General features: G+C 65.7%; 14 protein-coding genes. 11 read left to right on the forward strand and 3 right to left on the reverse strand.

Annotated features, from left to right (window positions below; genetic code table 11):
* Positions 1–10 precede the first annotated feature (10 nt).
* The 7 genes from AC1RDJ_RS15575 (at position 11) to AC1RDJ_RS15605 (ending at position 13,776) form a co-directional block, all read left to right on the forward strand.
* A complete protein-coding gene (locus AC1RDJ_RS15575) occupies positions 11–3,361 on the forward strand; it encodes a TIM-barrel domain-containing protein (RefSeq protein WP_493027998.1) in 3,351 nt (1,116 codons plus the stop codon).
* Positions 3,362–3,450: 89 nt separating this feature from the next.
* Positions 3,451–6,492 carry a TonB-dependent receptor gene (locus AC1RDJ_RS15580; protein ID WP_071323838.1) on the forward strand — a complete coding sequence of 1,014 codons (3,042 nt, stop codon included), beginning with the start codon at positions 3,451–3,453 and terminating at the stop codon, positions 6,490–6,492.
* A gap of 81 nt (positions 6,493–6,573) precedes the next feature.
* The gene (locus AC1RDJ_RS15585; protein WP_071323837.1) at positions 6,574–7,965 is read left to right on the forward strand and encodes a Gfo/Idh/MocA family protein; all 1,392 of its coding nucleotides are present in this window, start codon (positions 6,574–6,576) and stop codon (positions 7,963–7,965) included.
* 127 nt (positions 7,966–8,092) lie between these two features.
* On the forward strand, positions 8,093–9,406 hold the full coding sequence (locus AC1RDJ_RS15590; protein WP_071323836.1) for a DUF3472 domain-containing protein: 1,314 nt from the start codon (positions 8,093–8,095) through the stop codon (positions 9,404–9,406).
* A gap of 325 nt (positions 9,407–9,731) precedes the next feature.
* Entirely contained in the window at positions 9,732–10,244 is a 513-nt protein-coding gene (locus AC1RDJ_RS15595) for a sigma-70 family RNA polymerase sigma factor (RefSeq protein WP_493027999.1), read from the forward strand.
* Complete coding sequence (locus tag AC1RDJ_RS15600; RefSeq protein ID WP_493028000.1) at positions 10,217–11,218, forward strand: FecR domain-containing protein; 1,002 nt, start codon at positions 10,217–10,219, stop codon at positions 11,216–11,218. The genes AC1RDJ_RS15595 and AC1RDJ_RS15600 overlap by 28 nt, the downstream gene beginning before the upstream one ends.
* 86 nt (positions 11,219–11,304) lie before the next feature.
* Complete coding sequence (locus AC1RDJ_RS15605; protein WP_493028001.1) at positions 11,305–13,776, forward strand: TonB-dependent siderophore receptor; 2,472 nt, start codon at positions 11,305–11,307, stop codon at positions 13,774–13,776.
* A 4-nt stretch (positions 13,777–13,780) separates the two neighbouring features.
* Here the strand turns inward: AC1RDJ_RS15605 and AC1RDJ_RS15610 are convergent, their stop codons facing one another.
* The gene (locus AC1RDJ_RS15610; RefSeq protein WP_071323832.1) at positions 13,781–14,158 is read right to left on the reverse strand and encodes a SirB2 family protein; all 378 of its coding nucleotides are present in this window, start codon (positions 14,156–14,158) and stop codon (positions 13,781–13,783) included.
* Between the two features lie 84 nt (positions 14,159–14,242).
* The gene (locus tag AC1RDJ_RS15615; protein ID WP_071323831.1) at positions 14,243–14,689 is read right to left on the reverse strand and encodes a GNAT family N-acetyltransferase; all 447 of its coding nucleotides are present in this window, start codon (positions 14,687–14,689) and stop codon (positions 14,243–14,245) included.
* A 287-nt stretch (positions 14,690–14,976) separates the two neighbouring features.
* On the opposite strand from AC1RDJ_RS15615, the gene AC1RDJ_RS15620 reads away from it, so the two are divergent.
* Genes AC1RDJ_RS15620 through AC1RDJ_RS15630 form a run of 3 tightly spaced genes read left to right on the forward strand, consistent with a single transcriptional unit; the run spans position 14,977 to position 18,352 of the window.
* On the forward strand, positions 14,977–16,221 hold the full coding sequence (locus AC1RDJ_RS15620; RefSeq protein WP_071323830.1) for an MFS transporter: 1,245 nt from the start codon (positions 14,977–14,979) through the stop codon (positions 16,219–16,221).
* On the forward strand, positions 16,218–17,603 hold the full coding sequence (locus AC1RDJ_RS15625; RefSeq protein WP_289886933.1) for a NarK family nitrate/nitrite MFS transporter: 1,386 nt from the start codon (positions 16,218–16,220) through the stop codon (positions 17,601–17,603). Before AC1RDJ_RS15620 ends, AC1RDJ_RS15625 begins: the two co-directional genes overlap by 4 nt.
* Positions 17,604–17,659: 56 nt before the next feature.
* On the forward strand, positions 17,660–18,352 hold the full coding sequence (locus tag AC1RDJ_RS15630) for a carbonic anhydrase (RefSeq protein ID WP_071323828.1): 693 nt from the start codon (positions 17,660–17,662) through the stop codon (positions 18,350–18,352).
* 101 nt (positions 18,353–18,453) lie between these two features.
* On the opposite strand, the gene AC1RDJ_RS15635 is transcribed toward AC1RDJ_RS15630, so the two are convergent.
* Positions 18,454–18,825: a ribonucleotide reductase subunit alpha gene (locus AC1RDJ_RS15635; protein ID WP_493028002.1), complete on the reverse strand. Its 372-nt coding sequence runs from the start codon at positions 18,823–18,825 to the stop codon at positions 18,454–18,456.
* A 242-nt stretch (positions 18,826–19,067) separates the two neighbouring features.
* Between AC1RDJ_RS15635 and AC1RDJ_RS15640 the strand changes: the two genes are divergently transcribed.
* Entirely contained in the window at positions 19,068–22,766 is a 3,699-nt protein-coding gene (locus AC1RDJ_RS15640; RefSeq protein ID WP_493028003.1) for a nitrate reductase subunit alpha, read from the forward strand.

A 22,766-nucleotide genomic window follows, 5' to 3' on the forward strand; every position in this document is an offset into this window, starting at 1 on the left:
AGCCTGCCAGATGAAACCACTCCCGCTTCCCCGCCGTGCCATCGCCGCCTGCGTGCTTGCCGCCCTGTCCACCCTGGCACTCCACGGGGCGCATGCCGCCCCGATTGGCAACCTGCAGGCACTGAGCGCCGTGCATGCGGCCGACGTGGCCAAGGGCGAAGGGCTGGGCTGGGATGTGCGCAGCGACACGGGCGTGCAGCTGCGTATCAGCCTGCCGCAGGCGGACGTGCTGCGCATCTGGGCCGGGCCGAAAACGGGCTTGACGGGACCTGGCGACAAGGCCGCGCCCATCGTCGTCGGCCAGCCGGCCGCGCAGGTGGCGTATAAAGTCAGCGAACAGGCCGACCATATCCTGATTTCCACCGAGGCGCTGAGCCTGCGCATCGACCGCAAGCCGCTGCGCTTTACCCTGTTCCGCGCCGGCGACAGCGTGCCGCTGTGGCGCGAAGTGCAGCCGCTGTCGCTGGACGCCAAGCAGGGCGTGCAGGTGCTGTCCAGCGCGCCCGGCGAACGTTATTTCGGCGGCGGCCAGCAAAACGGCCGTTTCGAATTCAAGGGCAGGCAGGTGCCCGTCTCGTATTCGGGCGGCTGGGAAGAGGGCGACCGCCCGAATCCCGCGCCATTTCTCATGAGCTCACGGGGCTGGGGCATGCTGCGCAACACCTGGTCCGACGGCAATTACGACTTGCGCGACAACGAACAGATCTCGCTGCAGCACGCGGAAGGCCGTTTCGACGCCTATTTCTTCGTCGGCAAGGACGTGCGCGACGTCGTCGCCCGCTACACGGAACTGACGGGCCGCGCGCGCATGCTGCCACGCTGGGCGCTGGAATACGGCGACGCCGATTGCTACAACGATGGCGACAACGTGAAAAAGCCCGGCTCCGTGCCGAAAGGCTGGAGCGATGGCCCGACGGGCAAGACGCCGGACGTGGTGGAAACCGTGGCGCGCCAGTACCGCGAACATGACATGCCGGGCGGCTGGATCCTGCCCAACGACGGCTACGGCTGCGGCTATACGCAGCTGCCGGAAACCGTGAAGGGCCTGGCCGGCTATGGCTTCCGCACGGGCCTGTGGACGGAAAACGGCGTCGACAAGATCGCCTGGGAGGTGGGCCAGGCGGGCAGCCGCGTGCAAAAGCTGGACGTGGCGTGGACGGGCAAGGGCTACCAGTTCGCCATGGATGCGAACAAGTCCGCCTACGACGGCATCCTGAACAATTCCGACAGCCGTCCCTTCCTGTGGACGGTGATGGGCTGGGCCGGCATCCAGCGCTACGCCGTGGCGTGGACGGGCGACCAGAGCGCCAGCTGGGACTATATCCGCTGGCACATCCCGACCCTGATCGGCTCGGGCCTGTCCGGCCAAGCGTATGCGTCCGGCGACGTCGACGCCATCTTCGGCGGCAGCCCGGAAACCTATCTGCGCGACCTGCAATGGAAGAGCTTCACGCCCGTGCTGATGGGCATGTCCGGCTGGGCCGCGGCCGAGCGCAAGCATCCATGGTGGTTCGAGCAGCCGTACCGCGATATCAACCGCCGCTACCTGAAGCTCAAGATGCGCCTCACGCCGTATATGTATACGCTGACGCGCGAAGCGGAGCAGACGGGCGCGCCGCTGGTGCGGGGACTGATGTGGGATTACCCGCAAGACCCGGCCGCCTACACGGAAGCCTACAAATACCAGTTCCTGCTGGGCCGCGACGTGCTGGTGGCGCCCGTCTACCGCAGCCAGGCCGTCAGCGGCGGCTGGCGCAAGGGCATCCACCTGCCGCAGGGCACGTGGTACGACTACTGGGATGGCCGCCAGGCCACGGCCGGCGCCAGGGGGCGCGACCTGGACCTGCAGGTGACCTTGGAAAAGCTGCCCGTGTTCGTGCGCGCCGGCGCCATCCTGCCCATGTATCCGGAAATGCTGTACGACGGCCAGAAGCCGAAGGACCAACTCACGCTCGATATCTATCCGCACGGCGACTCGGCATACACCCTGTATGAAGACGACGGCAACACGCGCCAGTACCAGGGCGGCGCCTTCAGCCAGCAAGTGATGCGCATGCACGCCAGCGGCGCCGATGTGCGCGTGGAGATTGGCGCCGTCGACGGCAAGTACCAGGGCCAGGAAGCGCGCCGCAGCTATGCGCTGCGCATGCTGGCGGGCCAGCGTCCGGCGACCGTGCATGCCGGCGAGCGCCTGCTTGCCGCCGCAGCCGACCGCGCCGCCTACGACCGGGCGGCCGAAGGCTGGTTCTTCGATGCGGCCGAGCGCCAGGGCACCTTGCACGTGAAGGTGGCGGCGCAGGATATCCGCCAGGCCTTGATGTTGCAGGTCGCCGGCGCGCTGGCCGTGGCCAGGACCGATGCCGATTTCCCGGCCGCCCCCGTGCCGGGCCGCGCCTTGCCGGCCGACGCCATGCAGGTGGTGGCGCGTCCCCTTGAAGAAAGCGGCTATGCGCTGGAAAACGCCTTCGACGGCAAGCCCGAGACCTGGTTCCGCACCGTGCGCAGCCCGGCCGTCAAGAGCGGTCCGCATGAATGGGTGATCGGCTTTACGGAGCGGCGCCTGGTGGACGGCATCGAACTGGCGCCGCGCAACGACCAGCACTGGAAACATGGCCAGGTGCGCGACTACGAGATTTATATCGGCGACAACAACGGCGAATGGGGCGCGCCGCTGGCGCGCGGCACCCTCAAGCTGGCGCAGGGCATGCAGACGATCAATTTCCCGGCCACGGCAGGGCGCTTGCTGCGCTTCCGCGTCATGAGCACGCAAAATCCGGAAGGCGACGGCGCGGCCAGCACGGACCCGATGGTCACGGCGGCGCAGGCCGCACCGGTGGCGCGCGCCTTCGACGCCGCGCTGGCGACCGACGTGGCGCCCGTCACCCTGTCCGAATTCCGCGTGCTCGAGCACCGCGTGGCCGAAGGCGCGGAAGTGCAGCGCTACCTGTCGGACCTGGCGCTGCCGAAGAACATCGGGCGCGACCGGCCGGCCGGCAAGGCGGCCGAGATGCGCATGAACGGGCTGTGGTTCCGCAAGGGCCTCGGCGTGGGACCTGCCAGCCGCATCGACCTGCAGCTGGCGGGGAACTGGAATCTGCTGCGCGCCGACCTGGGCGTGGACGATAGCTGCCGCAGCGCGGGCGGCTTGCAATTCCAGGTATGGAGCGGTGAGCGGCTGCTGTATGACAGCGGCCTGGTCACGGCTCCCGGGGTAGTCAAACCCGAAATCGATGTACGCGGCCTGAGCCAGCTCAGTTTGCGCACCCTGGGCGCGCGCGGCGCCCAACCGGCCCAGGTCTGCGGCAATTGGGCCAATGCCGTACTGACCGGCACGGAAGGCGCGACCGTCAAGCCGCGCTGACCGAACTACCACCAACAATAAAAAAACGCACCCCTCTTCGGACCGGGGAGGGGCGCTTATAACCCTCATATATAGACGGAGAGACCATTATGCATAGCACCCGACTCAAATTGCGCGACATCAGCCGCGCCGCCGCGATCGTCATCGCGCTGGCGGTAGGCGTGCCAGGCCAGGCCTGGGCACAGTCGAACGCCACCAGTACCATTTTCGGCGAAGTGACCGCGCCGGCCGGCGCCACCGTGGTGCTGGAAAACCTGGCGACAGGCGTGCAGCGCACCTTGACGCCGGATGCGTCGGGCCGCTATGTGGCCAATTCCATGCCGCCTGGCCGCTATGCGGTGCGCGTGCTGCGCGCCGGCGCCGTCGAGGCGGCGCAGGAAGTCGAGGCCCTGATCGGCGCCGGCGCCGAGGCCAACTTCGGCCCGGCCAGCGCGGCCGGTCCCGTCAGCCAGGAGCAGACCGTCGTCGTGAAGGCGTCGCGCAACCCGATCGACGTGTCGAACACCAACAATGGCGTGATCTTCACGGCCAAGGAACTCAAGGCCCTGCCGGTGGGCAACGATGTCGCGTCCATCGTGCAGCTGACGCCGGGCGTCTCGCGCGGCACCAACAGCGTGTACGGCAACGCGCCGTCGATCGGCGGCTCGGGCCAGTCGGAAAACGCGTTCTACGTCAACGGTTTCCCGATCACGAACATCCTGACCCAGGTGGGCGCGTCGGAACTGCCATTTGGCGCGATTTCGAACATGCAGGTGCTGTCGGGCGGCTATGGTTCGGAATTCGGCCGTTCCACGGGCGGCGTGATCAACATCACCACCAAGAGCGGCGGCAACAAGGTCGAATTCGGCGGCAAGGTTTCCATCATTCCCCGCTCGCTGAAGGGCGAGCCGGAAAACACCTACTACCCGAACACGGGCGCCAATCCGAAGACGGACGGCAATCTGCTGTACTGGAACCGCGACAATGGCAGCACCAGCAAGGTGGTGGGCCTGTATGGCAGCGGTCCTTTGATCAAGAACAAGCTGTTCGCCTTCGTCGCGCTGGAACAGACGCGCACCGACGGCCAGGCCGTGGCCGCCGCCGCCGACTCGGGCACGGCGCTGGCGCGCGGCTGGAGCACCAGCCAGAGCAAGGTGGACCGCATGATGGCCAAGCTCGATTACAACCTGACGGACGACCATCACTTCGAGTACACCAAGCTGTATGACCGTACCCGCACGGACAGCCAGTCGTATGGCTACAGCTACGACACGCATTCGAGCAACGGCGTCCAGTCCGGCAAGGGCGAGACGACGACCAACTGCTGCGGCTCGTCGGCCGCGCCGGGCGCGAACATCGACATCTTCAAGTACACCGGCTATTTGACCGACAACCTGACGCTGACGGCGATGATGGGGCAGTCGCGCACCTCGCACACCCGCACGCCGAACGGCTACAACCCGCTGCTGGCGCAGACGTCGTCGAATTCCTCGACCCAGGTGCCAGGGCTGACGTATGCCAATCCGCAGACGGTGACGGGCACCCTGATCGACCCGTCCTCGGAAGACCGCCAGAAGGCCAAGCGCCTGGACCTGGAATACAAGCTGGGCAAGCATTCGCTGCGCGGCGGCATCGACCGCATCGACGTGGAATCGAAGGTGGGCCTGAGCCTGGCCGGCGGCTACCGCTGGAGCTACCAGAAGGCCGCCGATCCGAACCGCCCGATCAACGGCGCCTTTGAAACGCCGGCCCAGGGCGGCGGTTACGGCACGCAGGGTTACTATGTGAGCAAGGACTTGAACGCCAACCTGGCGCGTCCCACCAGCGTGCAATCGGCGCAATACATCCAGGATCACTACCAGGTCACTGAAAAAGTGCTGCTGGACCTGGGCCTGCGCCGCGAACAGTTCACCAACTACAGCACCGACGGCGTGGCATTCATCTCGCAGCGCAACATGATCGCCCCGCGCGTGGGCGCCACCTGGGATTACCTGGGCGACGGCACCCTGAAATTCTTCGCCAATGGCGGCCGCTACCACCTGCCGGTGCCATCGAATCTGTCGAGCAACATGGCCAGTCCCTTCCTGGCCACCAGCGAAATGTACACGTACACGGGCGTCGATCCGGTGACGGGCGCGCCGACGGGCCTGCACGCCATCAGCAAGCCGTATTCGGCCAACAATGCCTACGGCCAGAGCCGCGATGCGCGCGAAGTGACGGCCATCGGCCTGAAGCCGCTGTCGCAGGATGAATTCTCGCTGGGCTTCGAACGCGCCCTGAGCAAGAAGCTGGTGGTCGGCGCCAGTGTGCTGTACCGCAAGCTGAACGACACCAACGACGACGTCTGCGACGCGCGTCCGCTGCAAGCCTGGGCCACGCGCAACAGCGTCGACACGAGCAACTGGGGCGGCTTCCAGTGCGCCATCATCAACCCGGGCCGCGACAACAGTCTGATGGTCGACTTCGACGACGGCAAGGGCCTGCGCCGCGTCGACATCTCGGCGGCGGAGTGGGGCAATCCGCTGCCATCGCGCACCTACCGCGCCCTGAACCTGTTCGTCGAGCACCCGTACACGAACGGCTGGTACGGCAAGCTGACCTACACCCTGTCCGGCCTGAAGGGCAATATGGAAGGCCAGACCGACAGCATCGGCGGCGGCGACGTGGGCCTGACGGTCAGCGACGACCACAAGGAACTGATGTACAACGCCTATGGCTACCTGCCGGGCGACCACCGCCACGCGTTCAAGGCGTATGGCTTCATGCAGGTCGTGCCCGACGTGACCGTGGGCGCCAACATGTCGCTGATCTCGGGTGCGCCGCGCAACTGCATCGGCGCGCTGCCCGATGACCTGAAGTTCGACAACGACTACGGCGATTCCTACTTCTATTGCAACGGCAAGCCGGCGCCGCGCGGCAGCCAGGGCCGCCTGCCATGGCAAGCCCAGCTGGACCTGAATGTGGCCTATACTCCCAGCGCCGTCAAAGGCCTGAGCTTGAAAGTGGACGTGTTCAATGTGTTCAACAGCCAGACGGTGACGCGCTACAACGAAACGCGAGAAGACCATGGCGCCATCGCCCGCAATTACCTGCAGGTGGCTGGCCGCACGGCGCCGCGTTCGGTGCGCTTCACGGCGGAATACACGTATTAATCTGCCGTAAGGCAGGATCCATGGGCGCCCGTGCCGGCCTGGCGGGCGCCCGGCAATTACCAACGGAGTGAGAAGAGACTAATGACGACACAATTCAATCGACGCAATTTCCTGTCCGCCAGCGCAGCGCTGGCCGGTGGCGCCATGGCCGGCAGCGCGCTGCTGCCCGGCGACGCCGTTGCCGCCCCCGCCGGCGGCCGCGACAAGGTCCGCCTCGGCATGATCGGCACGGGCATGCGTGGACAGGTGCTGCTGGCTGAACTGGTGCGCCGCGACGACGTGGAAGTGGTGGCCCTGTGCGATATCGAACCGATCATGCTCAAGCATGCTTTGGGCCAGGTGGCGAAAGCCGGCAAGCCGCGGCCGCGCACCTACGGCGAAGACCGCGACCAGAACGCCTACAAGCGCATGCTCGACGCGGGCGGCCTCGATGGCGTGATCATCGCCACGCCGTGGGAATTCCACGCGCCGATGGCGATTGCCGCCATGCAGGCGAAGATACCCGTCGGTTGCGAAGTGGTGGCCGGCATCACCCTGCAAGACCACTGGGATGTGCTCAATACCCAGCTGAAGACGGGCACGCCGTACATGTTGCTGGAAAACGTGTGCTACCGCCGCGACGTGATGGCGGCGCTGCAGATGGTGCGCGCCGGCCTGTTCGGCGAACTGCTGCACCTGCAGGGCGGCTACCAGCACGATTTGCGCGCCGTCAAATTCAACAGCGGCAATCCGGCCAAGCCGTATGGCGGCGGCGTGGAATTCGGCGAAAAGGGCTGGTCCGAAGCGCATTGGCGCACGCAGCACTCGGTCGAGCGCAACGGCGAGCTGTATCCGAGCCACGGCATCGGCCCATGCGCCATGTACACCAACGTCAACCGCGGCAACCGTTTCACGCGCATCAACGCCTTCGCCACCAAGGCACGCGGCTTGCACGACTATATCGTCAAGCAGCCGGGCGGCGCGCAGCATGCGAACGCCAAGGTGAAATTCAGGCTGGGCGACGTCGTCACCACCACGCTGGCGTGCGAAAACGGCGAAACCATCATCCTGCAGCACGATACGAGCCTGCCGCGCCCGTACTCGCTGGGCTTCCGCGTGCAAGGCACGGACGGCCTGTGGATGGACTTGAACAATTCCATCCACATCGAAGGCGTCAGCAAGCCGCACGCGTGGGACGACTTCAAGGCTTACCAGGACAAGTATGAGCATCCGCTGTGGCGCAAGTACGCGGCGCAGGCCGAGGGTGCCGGCCATGGCGGCATGGACTTCTTCGTCATCCACGCCTTTGTCGAAGCGCTGAAGGCCAACGCGCCGATGCCGATCGACATCTACGATGCCGTCACCTGGAGCGCCATCACGCCGTTGTCCGAACAATCGATCGCCGCCAACTTCCAGACCCTGGACTTCCCCGACTTCACGGGCGGCCAGTGGAAATCGCGCAAGCCGATTTTCGCCTTCGACGGCAAGTACTAAGCACCGACAACCCGCTACCGCGCCACCTGCCGTAGCGGGTTTTTTCATCTATCCCCAGTTTTTCAACCGCGGCGCAGGCTGCAGGTCCCTGTACGCCCGTCGCAAGCAGCACCACCAGGAGACGTTGATGAAACACAGAAGTTCATTACTCTATGCATTCCTTCCCGCCATGCCGATGTTGCTGGCAGCCTGCGGCGGCAGCACCGCCACGGCCACGGATACGGGCGGCACGGCCTTGCTGGCCATGAGCGTGGCCGCGCCAGGCGCGCCGGCGACCGTGGCACTGGCCGGCAATGCCTTCATCACCAGCGGCGCCGGTGGCGCCGTCATCAATGAAAAAGGCTTGGCCAGCTGGAGCAATCCGAATGCCGTCGCCAGCACGTATTTCCGCGTCGCCGAGGCGGGGCCGGTGCAGGTGGCGCTGGACGCCAGCCTGGCCGATGGCGGCAACAGCACCATCCGCGTGAAGATCAACGGCACGCCGTTCGACGTCAAGCTGGCCGGCAAGGCGCGCAAGACCTATGCCGTGGGCACGGTGAACGTGGCGGCAGCCGGCTATGTGAAGGTGGACATGCAGGGCCTGTCGCGCGTGAAGGCCACGTTTGGCGACGTTGCCGCGCTGAAGGTGACGTCCGGCGCCGCGCTCAATTACGCCAACGACCCGGAAAATTACTACTGGTCGCGGCGCGGACCGTCCGTGCACATGGGCTACACGGTGCCGGCCAATACCGAGTATTTCTACAACGAGATGACGATACCCGTGGGCCAGGACGCCATCGGCTCGTACTTCATGGCCAACGGCTTCAGCCAGGGCTACATGGGCATCCAGGTCAAGTCGCCCAGCGAGCGCTGGATCCTGTTCTCCGTCTGGGATGCGGACAATGGCGCCAAGACCACCCTGGTCAGCAAGGGCGCCGGCGTGGTCGACAATGCGTTCGGCGGCGAGGGCACGGGCGGCCAGACCTATCTGTCGTATAACTGGGCGGCCGGCACGACCTACCGCTTCATCACGCGCGCGCGGCCCGACGGCAACGGCGGCAGCGACTACTCGGCATGGTTCTTTGCGCCGGAAACGGGCAAGTGGCGCTACATCGCCACCTGGAAGCGGCCGGCGATCAGCACTTACCTGACGGGCGTGCATTCCTTCCTCGAAAACTTCATCGACACCCTGGGGTACACGGAGCGCCGCGTCCAGTTCGGCAACCAGTGGGCGCGCAATAGCGCTGGCGCCTGGTCGGAAGTGACAGCAGGGCGCTTCACGGGCGACGCCACGGCCACCAATGCGCAGCGCATGGATTACGCGGGCGGCCTGGAAAACGGCAAGTTCTACCTGCATAACGGCGGCTTCTTCGCCGACTACGTGAAGACCAACCAGAACTTCACGCGGCCGGCGACGGGCCAGGCGCCGGCCGTCGACGTGACGGCGCTGCCGATGCAATAACCCTGTCCGGCTCCGCAGAGCCGGGCAGCAGTGCGGGCGCCGCTCAAGCGGCGCCCGCAGTTCGCGATGGCAGGCGGGCCGGCCGCTGATCGCCATGCCCGCCGATGCGGCGCCTTGCACGAGGGGGGCCTGTCTCTACCGCCGGCGGCAATGGCCGTCAAGAGTGCAGGCCTTGCCGTTTTTCGACGGACGCCGCACGCGCCGTCACGGCTATTGCCGGACAGGGCTGCTGTTGCCGGCCTGCCACGGGCCATGGCGGCGGTTGCACGGTACGGGCTGCGCAAGTTAGAATGCGAATCATTATTATTTGCGCGCGAGGAATGCCGTGTCGGCTGCCCAATCCGGCGTCCACCAGGAGGTGGGCGGCCTGTATCACGACCACCACCGCTGGCTGCAGGGCTGGCTGCGGCACAAGCTGGGCAACGCCTTCGACGCGGCCGACGTGGCGCACGATACCTTCATGCGCTTGCTGAGCCGCGATGACGCCATCGGCGCGCGCGAGCCGCGCGCCTTCCTGACGACCGTGGCCAAGGGCGTGCTGGGCAATCTGTACCGGCGGCGCGACCTGGAGGCGGCCTACCTGGAAACCCTGGCCGGCCTGCCGGCGCAGTGCGCGCCTGATCCCGAGGCGCAAGCCATCCTGCTCGAAGCCCTGTGCGACATCGACCGCCGCCTCGACGGCCTGGCGCCGCCCGTGCGCCGCGCCTTTCTGCTGTCGCAGCTCGACGGCATGCCGCAGGCGGCCATCGCGCTGGAGCTGGACGTCTCGCTGGCCACCGTGCAGCGCTACCTGGTGAAAGCCATGCACCAGTGCTTCTTTTCCCATCCGGCGCCGTGACGGGCGCCCTGACGCCGCACGCGGCCAGCCTGCAAGCCGTGGAATGGCTGGTGCGCCTGCAGGCCGGCGATTGCGCGCCCGAGGTGGAGCAGGCCTGGCGCGCCTGGCGCGACAGCGATCCGGAAAACGAACTGGCCTGGCAGCATGTGGAAGCGTGCATGGCGCGCATGCGCAGCTTGCCCGCGTCGCTGGCGCACGGCACCCTGGCACGTAAACCCGTCCATGCGCAGGCGAATGCCGCGCGGCGCCAGTCGCTCAAGCTGCTGGCGCTGCTGGCCGTGGGCGGCGGCGCCTGGCTGGCGGGCGGCGACGAACAGGCGGCTTCCTGGCTAGCCGACTACCGTACGGGCACGGGCGAGCTGCGCCACCTGGTGCTGGCGGATGGCACACGCATCGCGCTCAATACGGCGTCCAGCATCGACGTGCGCTACGACGCGGGCCAGCGTCTGGTGACGGTACGAAAGGGCGAGATCATGGTCGCCACGGCGCGCGATCCGGCCGGCCGTCCCTTTGTCGTGCAGACGGCGCATGGCCGCTTGCAGCCCGTGGGCACGCGCTTTGCCGTGCGCGCCGGCAGCGACGCCACCCGCCTGGGCGTGTTCGAAGGCGCCGTCGACATTCAACCGGAGCGTGCACCCGCTGTGGCGCGCAGGCTGCACGCGGGCCAGCTGGCCAGTTTCACGTCGATGCAGATCGCTGCGGCACAAACCCTGCCGGCCGGCGCCGATGCCTGGACGACCGGCATGCTGGTGGCGCACGACATGCCGCTGCCGGAGTTCATCGGCGAACTGGCCCGCTACCGCCATGGCCGCCTGGCGTGCGACCCGGCCATCGCCCACCTGCGCGTCTCCGGCATCTACCCGCTGGCCGACACGGGGCAAGTGCTCGACATGCTGACGCGCAGCTTGCCCGTCGACGTGCGCCAGACCACGCGCTTCTGGGTGACGGTGGTGGCGCATCGCCAGCATCCATAAAATATTTCCAGAAAAAGTGAGGGGTTTTCGATTTTCGCGTGACAAGCACAGTGAAACCTCCATTCACTTTCAGGAAAACAGTCCGCATGCCGAGCAAACCACCGACTTCCGTCTCTTCCATTTCCCATCCATGCCGCCGCCGCGTGGCCGCGCTGGCCGTCAGCCAGGCCCTGTGGCTGCTGGCCGCCGGCGGCGCCGTGGCGCTGGCGCCCGCCGCCATGGCCGCCAACGCAAACAATGCCGCCCGCATGCAGGTGGCGATACCCGCCGGTACCCTGGAACAGGTGCTGGTGCGCTTCGGCCAGGACACGGGCACCATGATTTCCTACCAGGCCGCAGCGCTGGCGGGCAAGCGCAGCGCCGGCCTGGCGGGCAGCTACAGCGTGCCCGAGGCGCTGGACGCCATCGTCGCCGGTTCCGGCTTGCGCGCCGTGCCGCAGGCGAATGGCGGCTTTGTGCTGGAAGCGGCGCCGGCCAGTGCGGGCCAGACCATGCCGGAGATGAAAGTCACCGCCAGCGCCGATGCGCATGGCGCGACGGAAGGCAGCGGCTCGTACACGACGCAGACCATGCGCTCGGCCACGCGTTTGGGCCTGTCCGCGCGCGAGACGCCGCAAGCCGTCAGCGTGGTCACGCGCCAGCAGATGGACGACCAGAACCTGCAGACGGTGGAAGAGGTGCTGCAGAACGCGGCCGGCGTGGCCATCAACCGCTACGACAGCGACCGCACCTCGTTTTTCGCGCGCGGCTTTTCCATCGCCAGCTACCAGTACGACGGCATCCCCACCACGGTCGACAATGCCTATAACGTGGGCGACAGCACCTTGGACATGACGGCTTACGACCGGGTCGAGATCGTGCGCGGCGCCACCGGCCTGCTGACGGGCGCGGGCGAGCCGTCGGCCACCATCAACCTGGTGCGCAAGCGCGCGTCGTCGACGCAGCTGGCCGGCGCGGCCGCCCTGAGCCTCGCTTCCTGGAACAATGCGCGCGCCAGCGCGGATCTCTCCGCGCCATTGAGCGCGGACGGCAAGGTGCGTGGCAGGATCGTGGCCAGCTACCAGGACAGCGAATCGTATGTGCGCCTGTATCACGGCAAGAAAGCCATGGCGTATGCCACCGTGGAAGCGGACCTGGCGCCGGGCAGCGTGCTGATCGCCGGCTATGAATACCAGGACAACCGCCCGCGCGGCGGCATGTATGGCGGCTTGCCGCTGTGGTATGCGGATGGCGAACGGGCCACGTTTTCCCGCTCCGCGACGACGGCCGCCACCTGGAGCCGCTGGTTCAGCACCAGCCAGACGGCCTTTTTGCGCCTGGAGCAGGAGCTGGGCAGCGGCTGGAATCTGACGGCCATGCTGAATCACGGCTGGGGCAGCTACTCGGCCGCCGAAACCTTCGCCTACACCTGGCCGAACAAGGCCACGGGGCAGGGCGTGACGGGCAGCCCCGGTTTTTACGCGGGCACGCGGCGCCAGGACAGCGTCGACGCCTATGTACAGGGGCCCGTCCAGTGGCTGGGGCGCACGCACGACCTGGCGTTCGGCGTCTCGGGCAGCAACCAGTTCGCCAGCAATCCCGGTATCTCGGGCGGCAGCGTCGACTACGGCAATTTTGACCGGTGGCAGGGCGTGGCACCCGAGCCGGACTGGAACGACCCGGATTTCTACCGCTGGAAGCTGCTTGACACGGTGCAGCAGCGCGGCATCTATGGCACGGCGCGCTTTTCGCTGGCCGATCCGCTCAAGCTGATCGTCGGCGCGCGCTACAGCCGCTACAAGGCGGACCATGTCGACGACTGGGGCGGCAGCTACGCCTACGCCAAGCACGCCGTCACGCCGTATGCGGGCCTGGTGTGGGATATCGACGCGCAGCATGCGCTGTACACCAGCTACAGCAAGATCTTCAAGCCGCAGGGCAACCAGGACCGCTTCGGCCGCTACCTCGATCCCGTGCAGGGCAAGAACGCGGAAGTGGGCGTGAAGGGCGAATACTTCGGCGGCCGCCTGAATGCGGCGCTGGCCGTGTTCCGCATCGCGCAGGATGGCCTGGCGCAGGAAGATACGGGCCACTTCGTCGGCAATTCGCTGACGCAGGCCTATTATGCGGCGGATGGCACCACCAGCGAGGGCGTGGAACTGGACGTGTCGGGCGAACTGGCGCAGGGCTGGAACGTGTCGGCCAGCGTGTCGCACGCGGCGGCCAAGGATAACAAGGGCGCGCGCCTGAACAGCTACGTGCCGCAGACCCTGGCGCGCGTGTTTTCCACATACCAGCTGCCTGGCGGGTGGCGCGCATTGTCGGTGGGCGGCGGCGTGAACTGGCAGAGCGGCGCTTACCGCGATGCCACGGGACCGCAGGGCGTCGAACGCGTGGCGCAGGGCGGCTACGCCGTGGCCAGCCTGATGGCGAAATACGCGCTGTCGCGCCAGCTGTCGCTGCAGGCGAACATCAACAACCTGTTCGACAAGCATTACTACAGCCAGATCGGCATGTACAACCAGGCTTACTGGGGCGCGCCGCGCAATGCCAGCGTCACCCTGCGCTACATCTTCTGATCGATCAGAATGGCCAGGCCTGCTTGGTGACGGCCACGGCGACGATGTAGGCAAACAGCAGCACGGCGCCGGCGAACGCGGCGCCGCGCGCGGCTGGCGTCTTGCCGCGTTTCAGGGCGATGGTGCCCAGCACGATGTAGCCCACCAGCGCGCACAGCTTGGCGGCCAGCCAGGGCTGGCTGCCCGGCGACTGGCCGCTCCACACGGCCAGCGTGACCGCGCTGAGCAGCAGCGCCGTGTCGACCAGGTGCGGCAGCACCTTCACCCAGCGCTGCTGCAGCGCGGGCGAGGCGCGCAGCATCCATGCGCCGCGCAGGAGGAACAGAAAGCCGCTGGCGGCGGCGCAACCCATGTGGAAATGCTTGAGGCTCAGATAGTCCATGTATGTATGCTGCCGTCATTGAGAGTGGCGCCAGCATAGCCGCCTTTGGCCTTGCGCGCCATACGCCGTCGGAACAAGGTGGCCCTAGCGCAGGAATTTGACATACACGAGCTCCGGATCGCCCTCATCGAGATGCTCGATCCGGCCGCTGCGCACAAAGCCGGCGCTGGCGAACAGCCGTTGCGCGGCCAGGTTGGACCGGTTCGTCGAAGTGAACATTTTCTCCGTCGGGCACGCTGCCACGGCGGCTGCCAGCAGCCGCTCTCCCACGCCCAGGCGCCGGTGCGCGGGCGACACCACCACCAGGGATATGAAGCCGTAGCCGAAGAAGTCGTCGTGCAGAAGCACATAGCCGGCGACCTGGCCGGCCCGCGTGGCGAGCAGGCAGTGTCCCTTGCCGACGGCGGCGCGCACGGCCTCGCCGCGGGCGGCGTGCGCCTGCGCGTAGGCGTCGCAGGCCAGCATGGCTTCCACATCGCCAGATGCCGCCGCGCGGGTGATGGTCTCGTCTGCTGCGCCGCTGTGCTCCATGCCGCTCCTTTTTCTCCAGGCGCCGAGTGTGCCAAAAACGCGGCGTTTTGTAAAATCCCCCGCCATCCTGGCTAGGTCCATCCCGCATCGCCTAGTCACTTTTGCCGATGCGGCTATCCAGATTGCCTTTCCAGAATCACCCTGTGGCCGATAGTGCCTTTCGCGGCTGGCACGTAAGCTGGTCGGGACGGCTGGCCAGACGGCCAGTGCATTCATGGAGAAACATCGTGGCTACCCTAGATGGCACTAACAAGAACAGTAACAACAACAAGGCAGCCGAACCGGGCATGCGGCGCAAGCAGGCGTCCGTGCTGGTCAGCAGTACCTTTGCCTTCACGATCTGCTTCGCGGTATGGATGATGTTCGCCGTACTGGGCATCCCCATCAAGACCAGCCTGGGCTTGACTGAAACGCAATTCGGCCTGCTGGCCGCCATGCCCGTGCTGACGGGCTCACTCGTGCGCGTGCCGCTGGGCATCTGGACGGACAAATACGGCGGACGCCGCGTCTTCTTCCTGCTGATGCTGGCCAGCGTGGTGCCGATCTACCTGATCGCCTACGCCACCGCCTACTGGCATTTCCTCTTGCTGGGCATGTTCGTGGGCCTGGCGGGCGGTTCGTTTTCCGTCGGCACGCCCTACGTGGCGCGCTGGTACGAGAAGGAGCGCCGCGGCCTGGCCATGGGCATCTTCGGCGCCGGGAACTCCGGTTCCGCGCTGACCAAGTTCGTCGCGCCCGGCATCGTCGCCGCCTTTGGCTGGCAGATGCTGCCCAAGGTGTATGCGGTGGCCATGCTGGCCACGGCCGTCATCTTCTGGCTGTTCTCGTACACGGACAAATCGCACCTGGCGCCATCGGGCGAGAGCTTTTCGGCGCAGATGAAGGTGCTGAAGGACCCGCGCGTGTGGCGCTACTGCCAGTACTACTCGGTGGTGTTCGGCGGCTATGTGGCGCTGGCGCTGTGGATGACGAAGTACTACGTGGCCGAATACGGCTTCGACCTGAGCCACGCGGCGCTGCTGGCCGCCTGCTTCTCGCTGCCGGGCGGCGTGCTGCGCGCGCTGGGCGGCTGGATTTCGGACAAATACGGTGCGGCGAAAGTCACCTGGGCCGTGATGTGGGTGTGCTGGGTGTGCTTTTTCCTGCTGTCGTACCCGCAGACGCAGATGGTGGTGGAAACCGTCACGGGGCCGCTGGCCTTCCACATCGGCCTGTCGCCGCTGTGGTTCACCGTGCTGCTGTTCATCGTCGGCATCGCCATGGCGGTGGGCAAGGCGTCCGTCTTCAAGTTCATCGGCGATGATTTTTCCGACAACATCGGCGCCGTCTCGGGCGTCGTGGGCCTGGCCGGCGGCCTCGGTGGCTTCATCCTGCCCGTGATGTTCGGTGCCCTGGTCGACTTCACCGGCGTGCGTTCGAGCGCCTTCATGCTGTTGTACGGCACCGTCTGCGTCTCGCTCGTCTGGATGCATTTCTCGTTCAAGCCGCTGCGCGCGGCCACTACCAATCAACCTGCAGGAGTAAAAACATGAGCCGCTACATGATCAATACGTGGGAGCCGGAAACACCGAGCTTCTGGCAAAGCACGGGCAAGGCCACGGCCGCGCGCAATCTGTGGATTTCGATTCCCGCACTGCTGCTGGCGTTCGCCGTGTGGATGGTGTGGAGCGTGGTGGTGGTGAACCTGCCCAACATCGGCTTCACCTACAGTAACAACCAGCTGTTCTGGCTGACGGCCTTGCCGGGCCTGTCCGGCGCCACCTTGCGCATCTTTTACTCGTTCATGGTGCCGATCTTCGGCGGCCGGCGCTGGACGGCCATTTCCACCGGCTCGCTCTTGATCCCCGCCATCGGCATCGGCCTGGCCGTGCAGGACGTGAACACGGGCTATCCGACGATGCTGATCCTGGCGCTGCTGTGCGGCTTCGGCGGCGGCAATTTCGCCTCGTCGATGGCCAACATCAGCTTTTTCTATCCGAAGGCGAGCAAGGGCTTCGCGCTGGGCATGAACGCGGGCCTGGGCAACCTGGGCGTGTCGGTGGTGCAGTTCGTCGTGCCGCTGGTGATCACGTTTGCCGTCTTCGGCGCCTGGGGCGGCGATGCGCTGACCTGGGTCAAGAATGGCGTGAGCAAGGACATGTGGTTGCAGAATGCGGGCTTCATCTGGGTGCCGTTCATTGCGCTCTCCACCTTGCTGGCCTGGTTCGGCATGAATGACCTGGCGTCGGCCAAGGCCTCGTTTTCCGAGCAGGCCGTGATCTTCAAGCGCAAGCACAACTGGCTCATGTGCTGGCTGTACACGGGCACCTTCGGTTCCTTCATCGGCTATTCGGCCGCGTTTCCGCTGTTGATCAAGATCCAGTTCCCCGACGTCAATCCGCTCGACTACGCGTTCCTCGGCCCCCTGGTGGGTGCGCTGGCGCGCGTGGCCGGCGGCGTGATCTCGGACAAGCTGGGCGGCGCGCGTGTCACCCTGTGGTCGTTCCTGCTGATGATAGGCGCCGTGCTGGGCGTGCTGTACTTCATGCCGCAAGGCGGCGTTGGCGGTAACTTCAATGGCTTCTTCTGGATGTTCATGCTGCTGTTCGCCGGCACCGGCATCGGCAATGCGTCGACCTTCCGCATGATCCCCGTGATTTTCCTGACCGAGCATCAGCGCGCCGCGGCCGGCAAGGGCAAGGCGGCGCAGGAGCAGGCCATCGTCGACGCCAACAAGGAAGGCGCGGCCGTGCTGGGCTTCACGTCGGCCGTGGCGGCCTACGGCGCCTTCTTCATCCCGAAAAGCTACGGCACCTCGATCGCCATGACGGGCAGCCCCGACGCGGCCCTGTGGTGCTTCATCGGCTTCTACGTCAGCTGCATCGCGATTACCTGGTGGTGCTATGCGCGCAAGAATGCGCCTATGCCTTGCTAAAGTTGGCATGCCTGGCAAGCCGGTCTTGCCAGGCGTTGAGGAAATGAGAGTATGTGATGGAAGAACTGGAAAAATTCGTCAACGGCTTCAGCCTGTTTCAGCAGCAGTATTTCAGCGAGCCGCAGACTTTGTACGACAGCTTGCGCGACGGGCAGCGGCCTTCGACCCTGCTGATCGGCTGCTGCGATTCGCGCGTCGATCCCATGCTGCTGACGGGCAGCGACCCGGGCGACATGTTCGTCGTGCGCAATATCGCCAACCTGGTGCCGCCGTGTACCCCCGATGCGCCGCCCGGCGTCAGTTCGGCCATCGAGTTTGCCGTCTGCAAGCTCGAAGTGGCCAGGGTCATCGTGCTCGGGCATGCGCGCTGCGGCGGCATCCGCGCGCTGCTGGAACCCCAGCCGCGCGCGCAGGGACAGGAAACGGACTTCGTGGGGCAGTGGATGCGCATCGCCGAACCGGTGGCGCAGCGCGTGCGGCGCGACCTCGGACACCGCTCGTCGGCGGAACAGCATCATGCGTGCGAGCTAGCCAGCATACTGCAGTCGCTGGACAACCTGCTCACCTATCCGTGGCTGAAGCGCCGGGTGGAGCAGGGCGTATTGAAACTGCATGGATGGTATTTCGATATCGACAGCGGGGCGCTGATGGCCTATTCGGCGCGCCAGCAGCAGTTTTTGCCCCTCGTCTGTCCCATCGAGCGGGCGCGCCACCTGCACGAGCGGCCGTGGCCGGATGCGGCCAGGTAGAGGTGTCGGATTACGCGCGGCGTTGCCGCCCTAATCCGACCTACATGACGACACTTCAGGCAGGTCGGATTGGCCCGCAGGGCGTCATCCGACAAGTTCCCTCAGCTGAAACGCAGCAAATCGCCGCTGCGGTCGAACGCCAGCAATGTATCGATGCGGCCTTGCTCGATGGCCGTCACCATGGCGCGCAGCGGCGCCTCGCATTCCTGCGGCGCGGGCGGCTGGCCGTGCTGGCCCGCCAGTCCCGCCACGAAGACCACGTCCCAGTGCGTCTGCATCTGCTTCGATTCCTCCGTGAGTTTTTCAAAGCTGTCCAGTTCATCGGGCAGCTTGTCGGCGCACATCACGGGCGTCAGCGACTTGCCCTGGCCGCCAGGCTGGGCCTGCGCCTGGGTAAACGTGAACAGCAGCCGTTGCGGCTGTTCCTGGGTGCGTGCGCTGCGCAGCAGGCTGGCGTAATCGGTAATGGGCATGGCTTTCCTCCTGGTTGAATGATGGCGACAGGTATACCGCAGCGCGCGCGTGCCGCCCATAGGCAATAGTGACTATCCGGGTGACTACGCGCCTATGCATTCCTGGTGCCGGAAACCGACTTCTTGCCAATACCGCTGCGCAGGGCGCATCGCTAGACTGTTTGTATCGACGCTTGAGCCATCGTGCTTGCAGCGTTTCTTAAGACCTGGCGCCGCTGTCCGCGGCGCAATGTGGAGGTAGCATGAGTCACTTTCTGGACCGCCTGAAATTTTTTAGCAAGCCCGCCGAGCCGTTTTCAAACGGCCATGGCACCGTGGTCGATGAAGACCGTACCTGGGAAAACGCCTACCGCCAGCGCTGGCAGCACGACAAGATCGTGCGTTCCACGCATGGCGTGAACTGCACCGGCTCGTGCAGCTGGAAGGTGTATGTCAAGAATGGCCTGATCACCTGGGAAACCCAGCAAACCGATTACCCGCGCACGCGTCCCGACCTGCCCAACCATGAACCGCGCGGCTGCCCGCGCGGCGCCAGCTATTCCTGGTATGTGTATTCGGCGCAGCGCGTGAAGTACCCGATGGTGCGCGGTCGCCTGATGGAAATGTGGCGCGAAGCGCGCAAGACCATGGACCCCGTCACGGCCTGGGACTGGATCAGCCAGGACCCCGTGCGCTCGCAGCAATACAAGTCCATCCGCGGCCTGGGCGGTTTCGTGCGCGCCACGTGGGACGAATCGAATGAGATCATCGCCGCCGCGAATGCGCTGACGATCAAGAAATACGGCCCGGACCGCGTCGTCGGCTTTTCGCCGATTCCCGCCATGTCCATGGTCAGCTATGCCTCCGGCACGCGCTACCTGTCGCTGATCGGCGGCGTGGCCCTGAGCTTCTATGACTGGTACTGCGACCTGCCGCCGGCCAGCCCGCAAGTGTGGGGCGAACAGACGGACGTGCCGGAATCGGCCGACTGGTACAACTCGACTTACCTGATGGTGTGGGGCTCGAACGTGCCGATGACGCGCACGCCCGACGCCCACTTCTACACGGAAGTGCGCTACAAGGGCACGAAAACCGTGGCCATCTCGCCAGACTACGGCGAAATGGTGAAGTTCGGCGACATCTGGCTGGCGCCGAAACAGGGCACGGACGCCGCGCTGGCGCTGGCCATGGGCCACGTCATCCTCAAGGAATTCCATGCGGAAGGCCAGAGCGCCTACTTCCGCGACTATGCGCGCCAGTACACGGATTTCCCCATGCTGGTGCTGCTCAAGGAGCATAACGGCACGCTGGTGCCCGACTACTTCCTGCGCGCCTCGCACCTGGACAACAACCTCGACGAGACCAACAACCCGGAATGGAAAACCCTCGTCATCGACGAAAGCACGGGGGCGATCACGGCGCCGGCCGGCTCCATCGGCTTCCGCTGGGGCGAGTCGGGCAAGTGGAACCTGGAACAGAAGGCGGGCGGCAGCGGCGCGCCCATCGTGCCGATGCTGTCCATGATCAACGACAGCGACGCCGTCACGGAAGTGGGTTTTGCCTACTTCGGCGGCAAGGATGCGGCCGACATGCTGCTGCGCAAGGTGCCCGTGAAAACCATCCGCCTGGCCGACGGCACGACGGGCCTGGTGACCACCGTGTTCGACCTGACCCTGGCCAACTACGGCATCGACCGTGGCCTCGGCGGAGAAAATGTCGCGGAAAGCTATGACGACGACGTGCCGTACACCCCCGCGTGGCAGGAAAAGCACACGGGCGTGAAACGCGCCGACGTCATCACCGTGGCGCGCCAGTTCGCGGAAAACGCCGACCAGACGCGCGGCAAGAGCATGGTCATCGTGGGCGCCGGCCTGAATCACTGGTACCACATGGACATGACCTACCGCGGCATCATCAACATGCTGATGATGTGCGGCTGTATCGGCCAGTCGGGCGGCGGCTGGGCCCATTACGTGGGCCAGGAAAAGCTGCGTCCGCAAACGGGCTGGACGCCCTTGGCCTTCGCCCAGGACTGGGTGCGCCCGATGCGCCAGATGAACGGCACCTCGTTCTTCTATGCGCACACGAGCCAGTGGCGCCATGAAAAGCTGGAAACGGGCGACATCGCCTCGCCATCGGCGGCCGGCGGCACGGGCGACCTGACCCTGCTCGACTACAACGCCAAGGCCGAGCGCATGGGCTGGCTGCCATCGGCGCCGCAGCTGCAAACCAATCCGCTGGAAGTAGCCAAGGCCGCCAGGGCGGCAGGGCAGGCGCCGGCCGCGTATGCGCTCGACCAGATCAAGGCGGGCCAGCTGCAGTTCTCGTGCGACGATCCGGACAATCCGGCCAACTTCCCGCGCAATATGTTCGTCTGGCGTTCGAATATCCTCGGCAGCTCGGGCAAGGGCCACGAGTACTTCCTGAAATACCTGCTCGGCACGCAGAACGGCTTGCTCAGCGACGAAGACGACTGCCTGAAACCGCAGCAGGTGAAGGTGCGCCCGGCCGCCGAAGGCAAGCTCGATCTGCTGGTGGTGCTGGATTTCCGCATGTCGACCACCTGCCTGTACGGCGACGTGGTGCTGCCGACGGCCACCTGGTATGAAAAGGACGACTTGAATACGTCGGACATGCATCCGTTCATCCATCCGCTGTCGGAAGCCGTGCAGCCGCTGTGGCAATCGAAGTCGGACTGGGAAATCTACAAGGGCATCGCCGAGAAATTCTCGGAAATCGGCGGCGAGCTGCTGGGCACCCAGCAAGACATCATCCTCACGCCGCTGATGCACGACACGCCCGGCGAACTGGGCCAGCCTTTCGATCCCAAGGACTGGCGCGCCGGCGAATGCGAGGCCATTCCCGGCAAGACCATGCCGAACATGACGGTGGTCGAGCGCAATTACCGCGACGTCTACAAGAAATTCACGTCGATCGGCCCGCTGCTGGAAAGCATCGGCAATGGTGGCAAGGGCATTTCCTGGAAAACGGGCCATGAAGTGGACGTGCTGCGCGGTATCAACCGCACGGTGCTGGAAGAAGGCGTGTCGCAGGGCCAGCCGCGCCTCGATACGGCCATCGATGCGGCCGAGATGATCCTGTCGCTGGCGCCGGAAACGAATGGCCACGTGGCCGTGAAAGCCTGGGCCGCGCTGTCCGCCATCACGGGACGCGAGCACACGCATCTGGCGCTGCCGCGCGAGCATGACAGCATCCGCTTCCGCGACGTGCAGGCGCAGCCGCGCAAGATCATTTCCTCGCCCACGTGGTCGGGCCTGGAAAGCGAGGAAGTCAGCTACACGGCCGGCTATACCAACGTGCATGAACTGATCCCATGGCGCACCCTGACGGGCCGCCAGCAGTTCTACCAGGATCACCTGTGGATGCGCGACTTCGGCGAAGGGCTGTGCGTGTACAAGCCGGCCATCAACACGAAGACGACGGAAGCGCTGCTGGGCACCCAGCCGAACGGCAACAAGGAGCTGGCGCTGAACTTTTTGACGCCGCACCAGAAGTGGGGCATCCACTCCACGTATTCGGACAACCTGCGCATGCTGACCCTGTCGCGCGGCGGACCGCACGTGTGGCTGTCGGAAATCGACGCCAAGACGGCCGGCATCGTCGACAACGACTGGATCGAAGTCTTCAACGTGAACGGCACCCTGACGGCGCGCGCCATCGTCAGCCAGCGCATCCCGGCCGGCATGACGATGATGTACCACGCGCAGGAAAAGATCATCAACGTGCCTGGCGCGGAGATGACGGGCAAGCGGGGCGGCATCCATAACTCGGTGACGCGCGCCGTGCCCAAGCCGACGCACATGATAGGCGGCTACGCCCAGCTGGCCTACGGCTTCAATTATTACGGCACGGTGGGCTCCAACCGCGATGAATTCGTATTGGTGCGCAAGATGAACAAGGTCGACTGGCTCGAAGGCCCGTTGCAGGAAGAAGGAGCATAG

This window comes from Janthinobacterium sp. GW822-FHT07H10 (assembly GCF_058798675.1).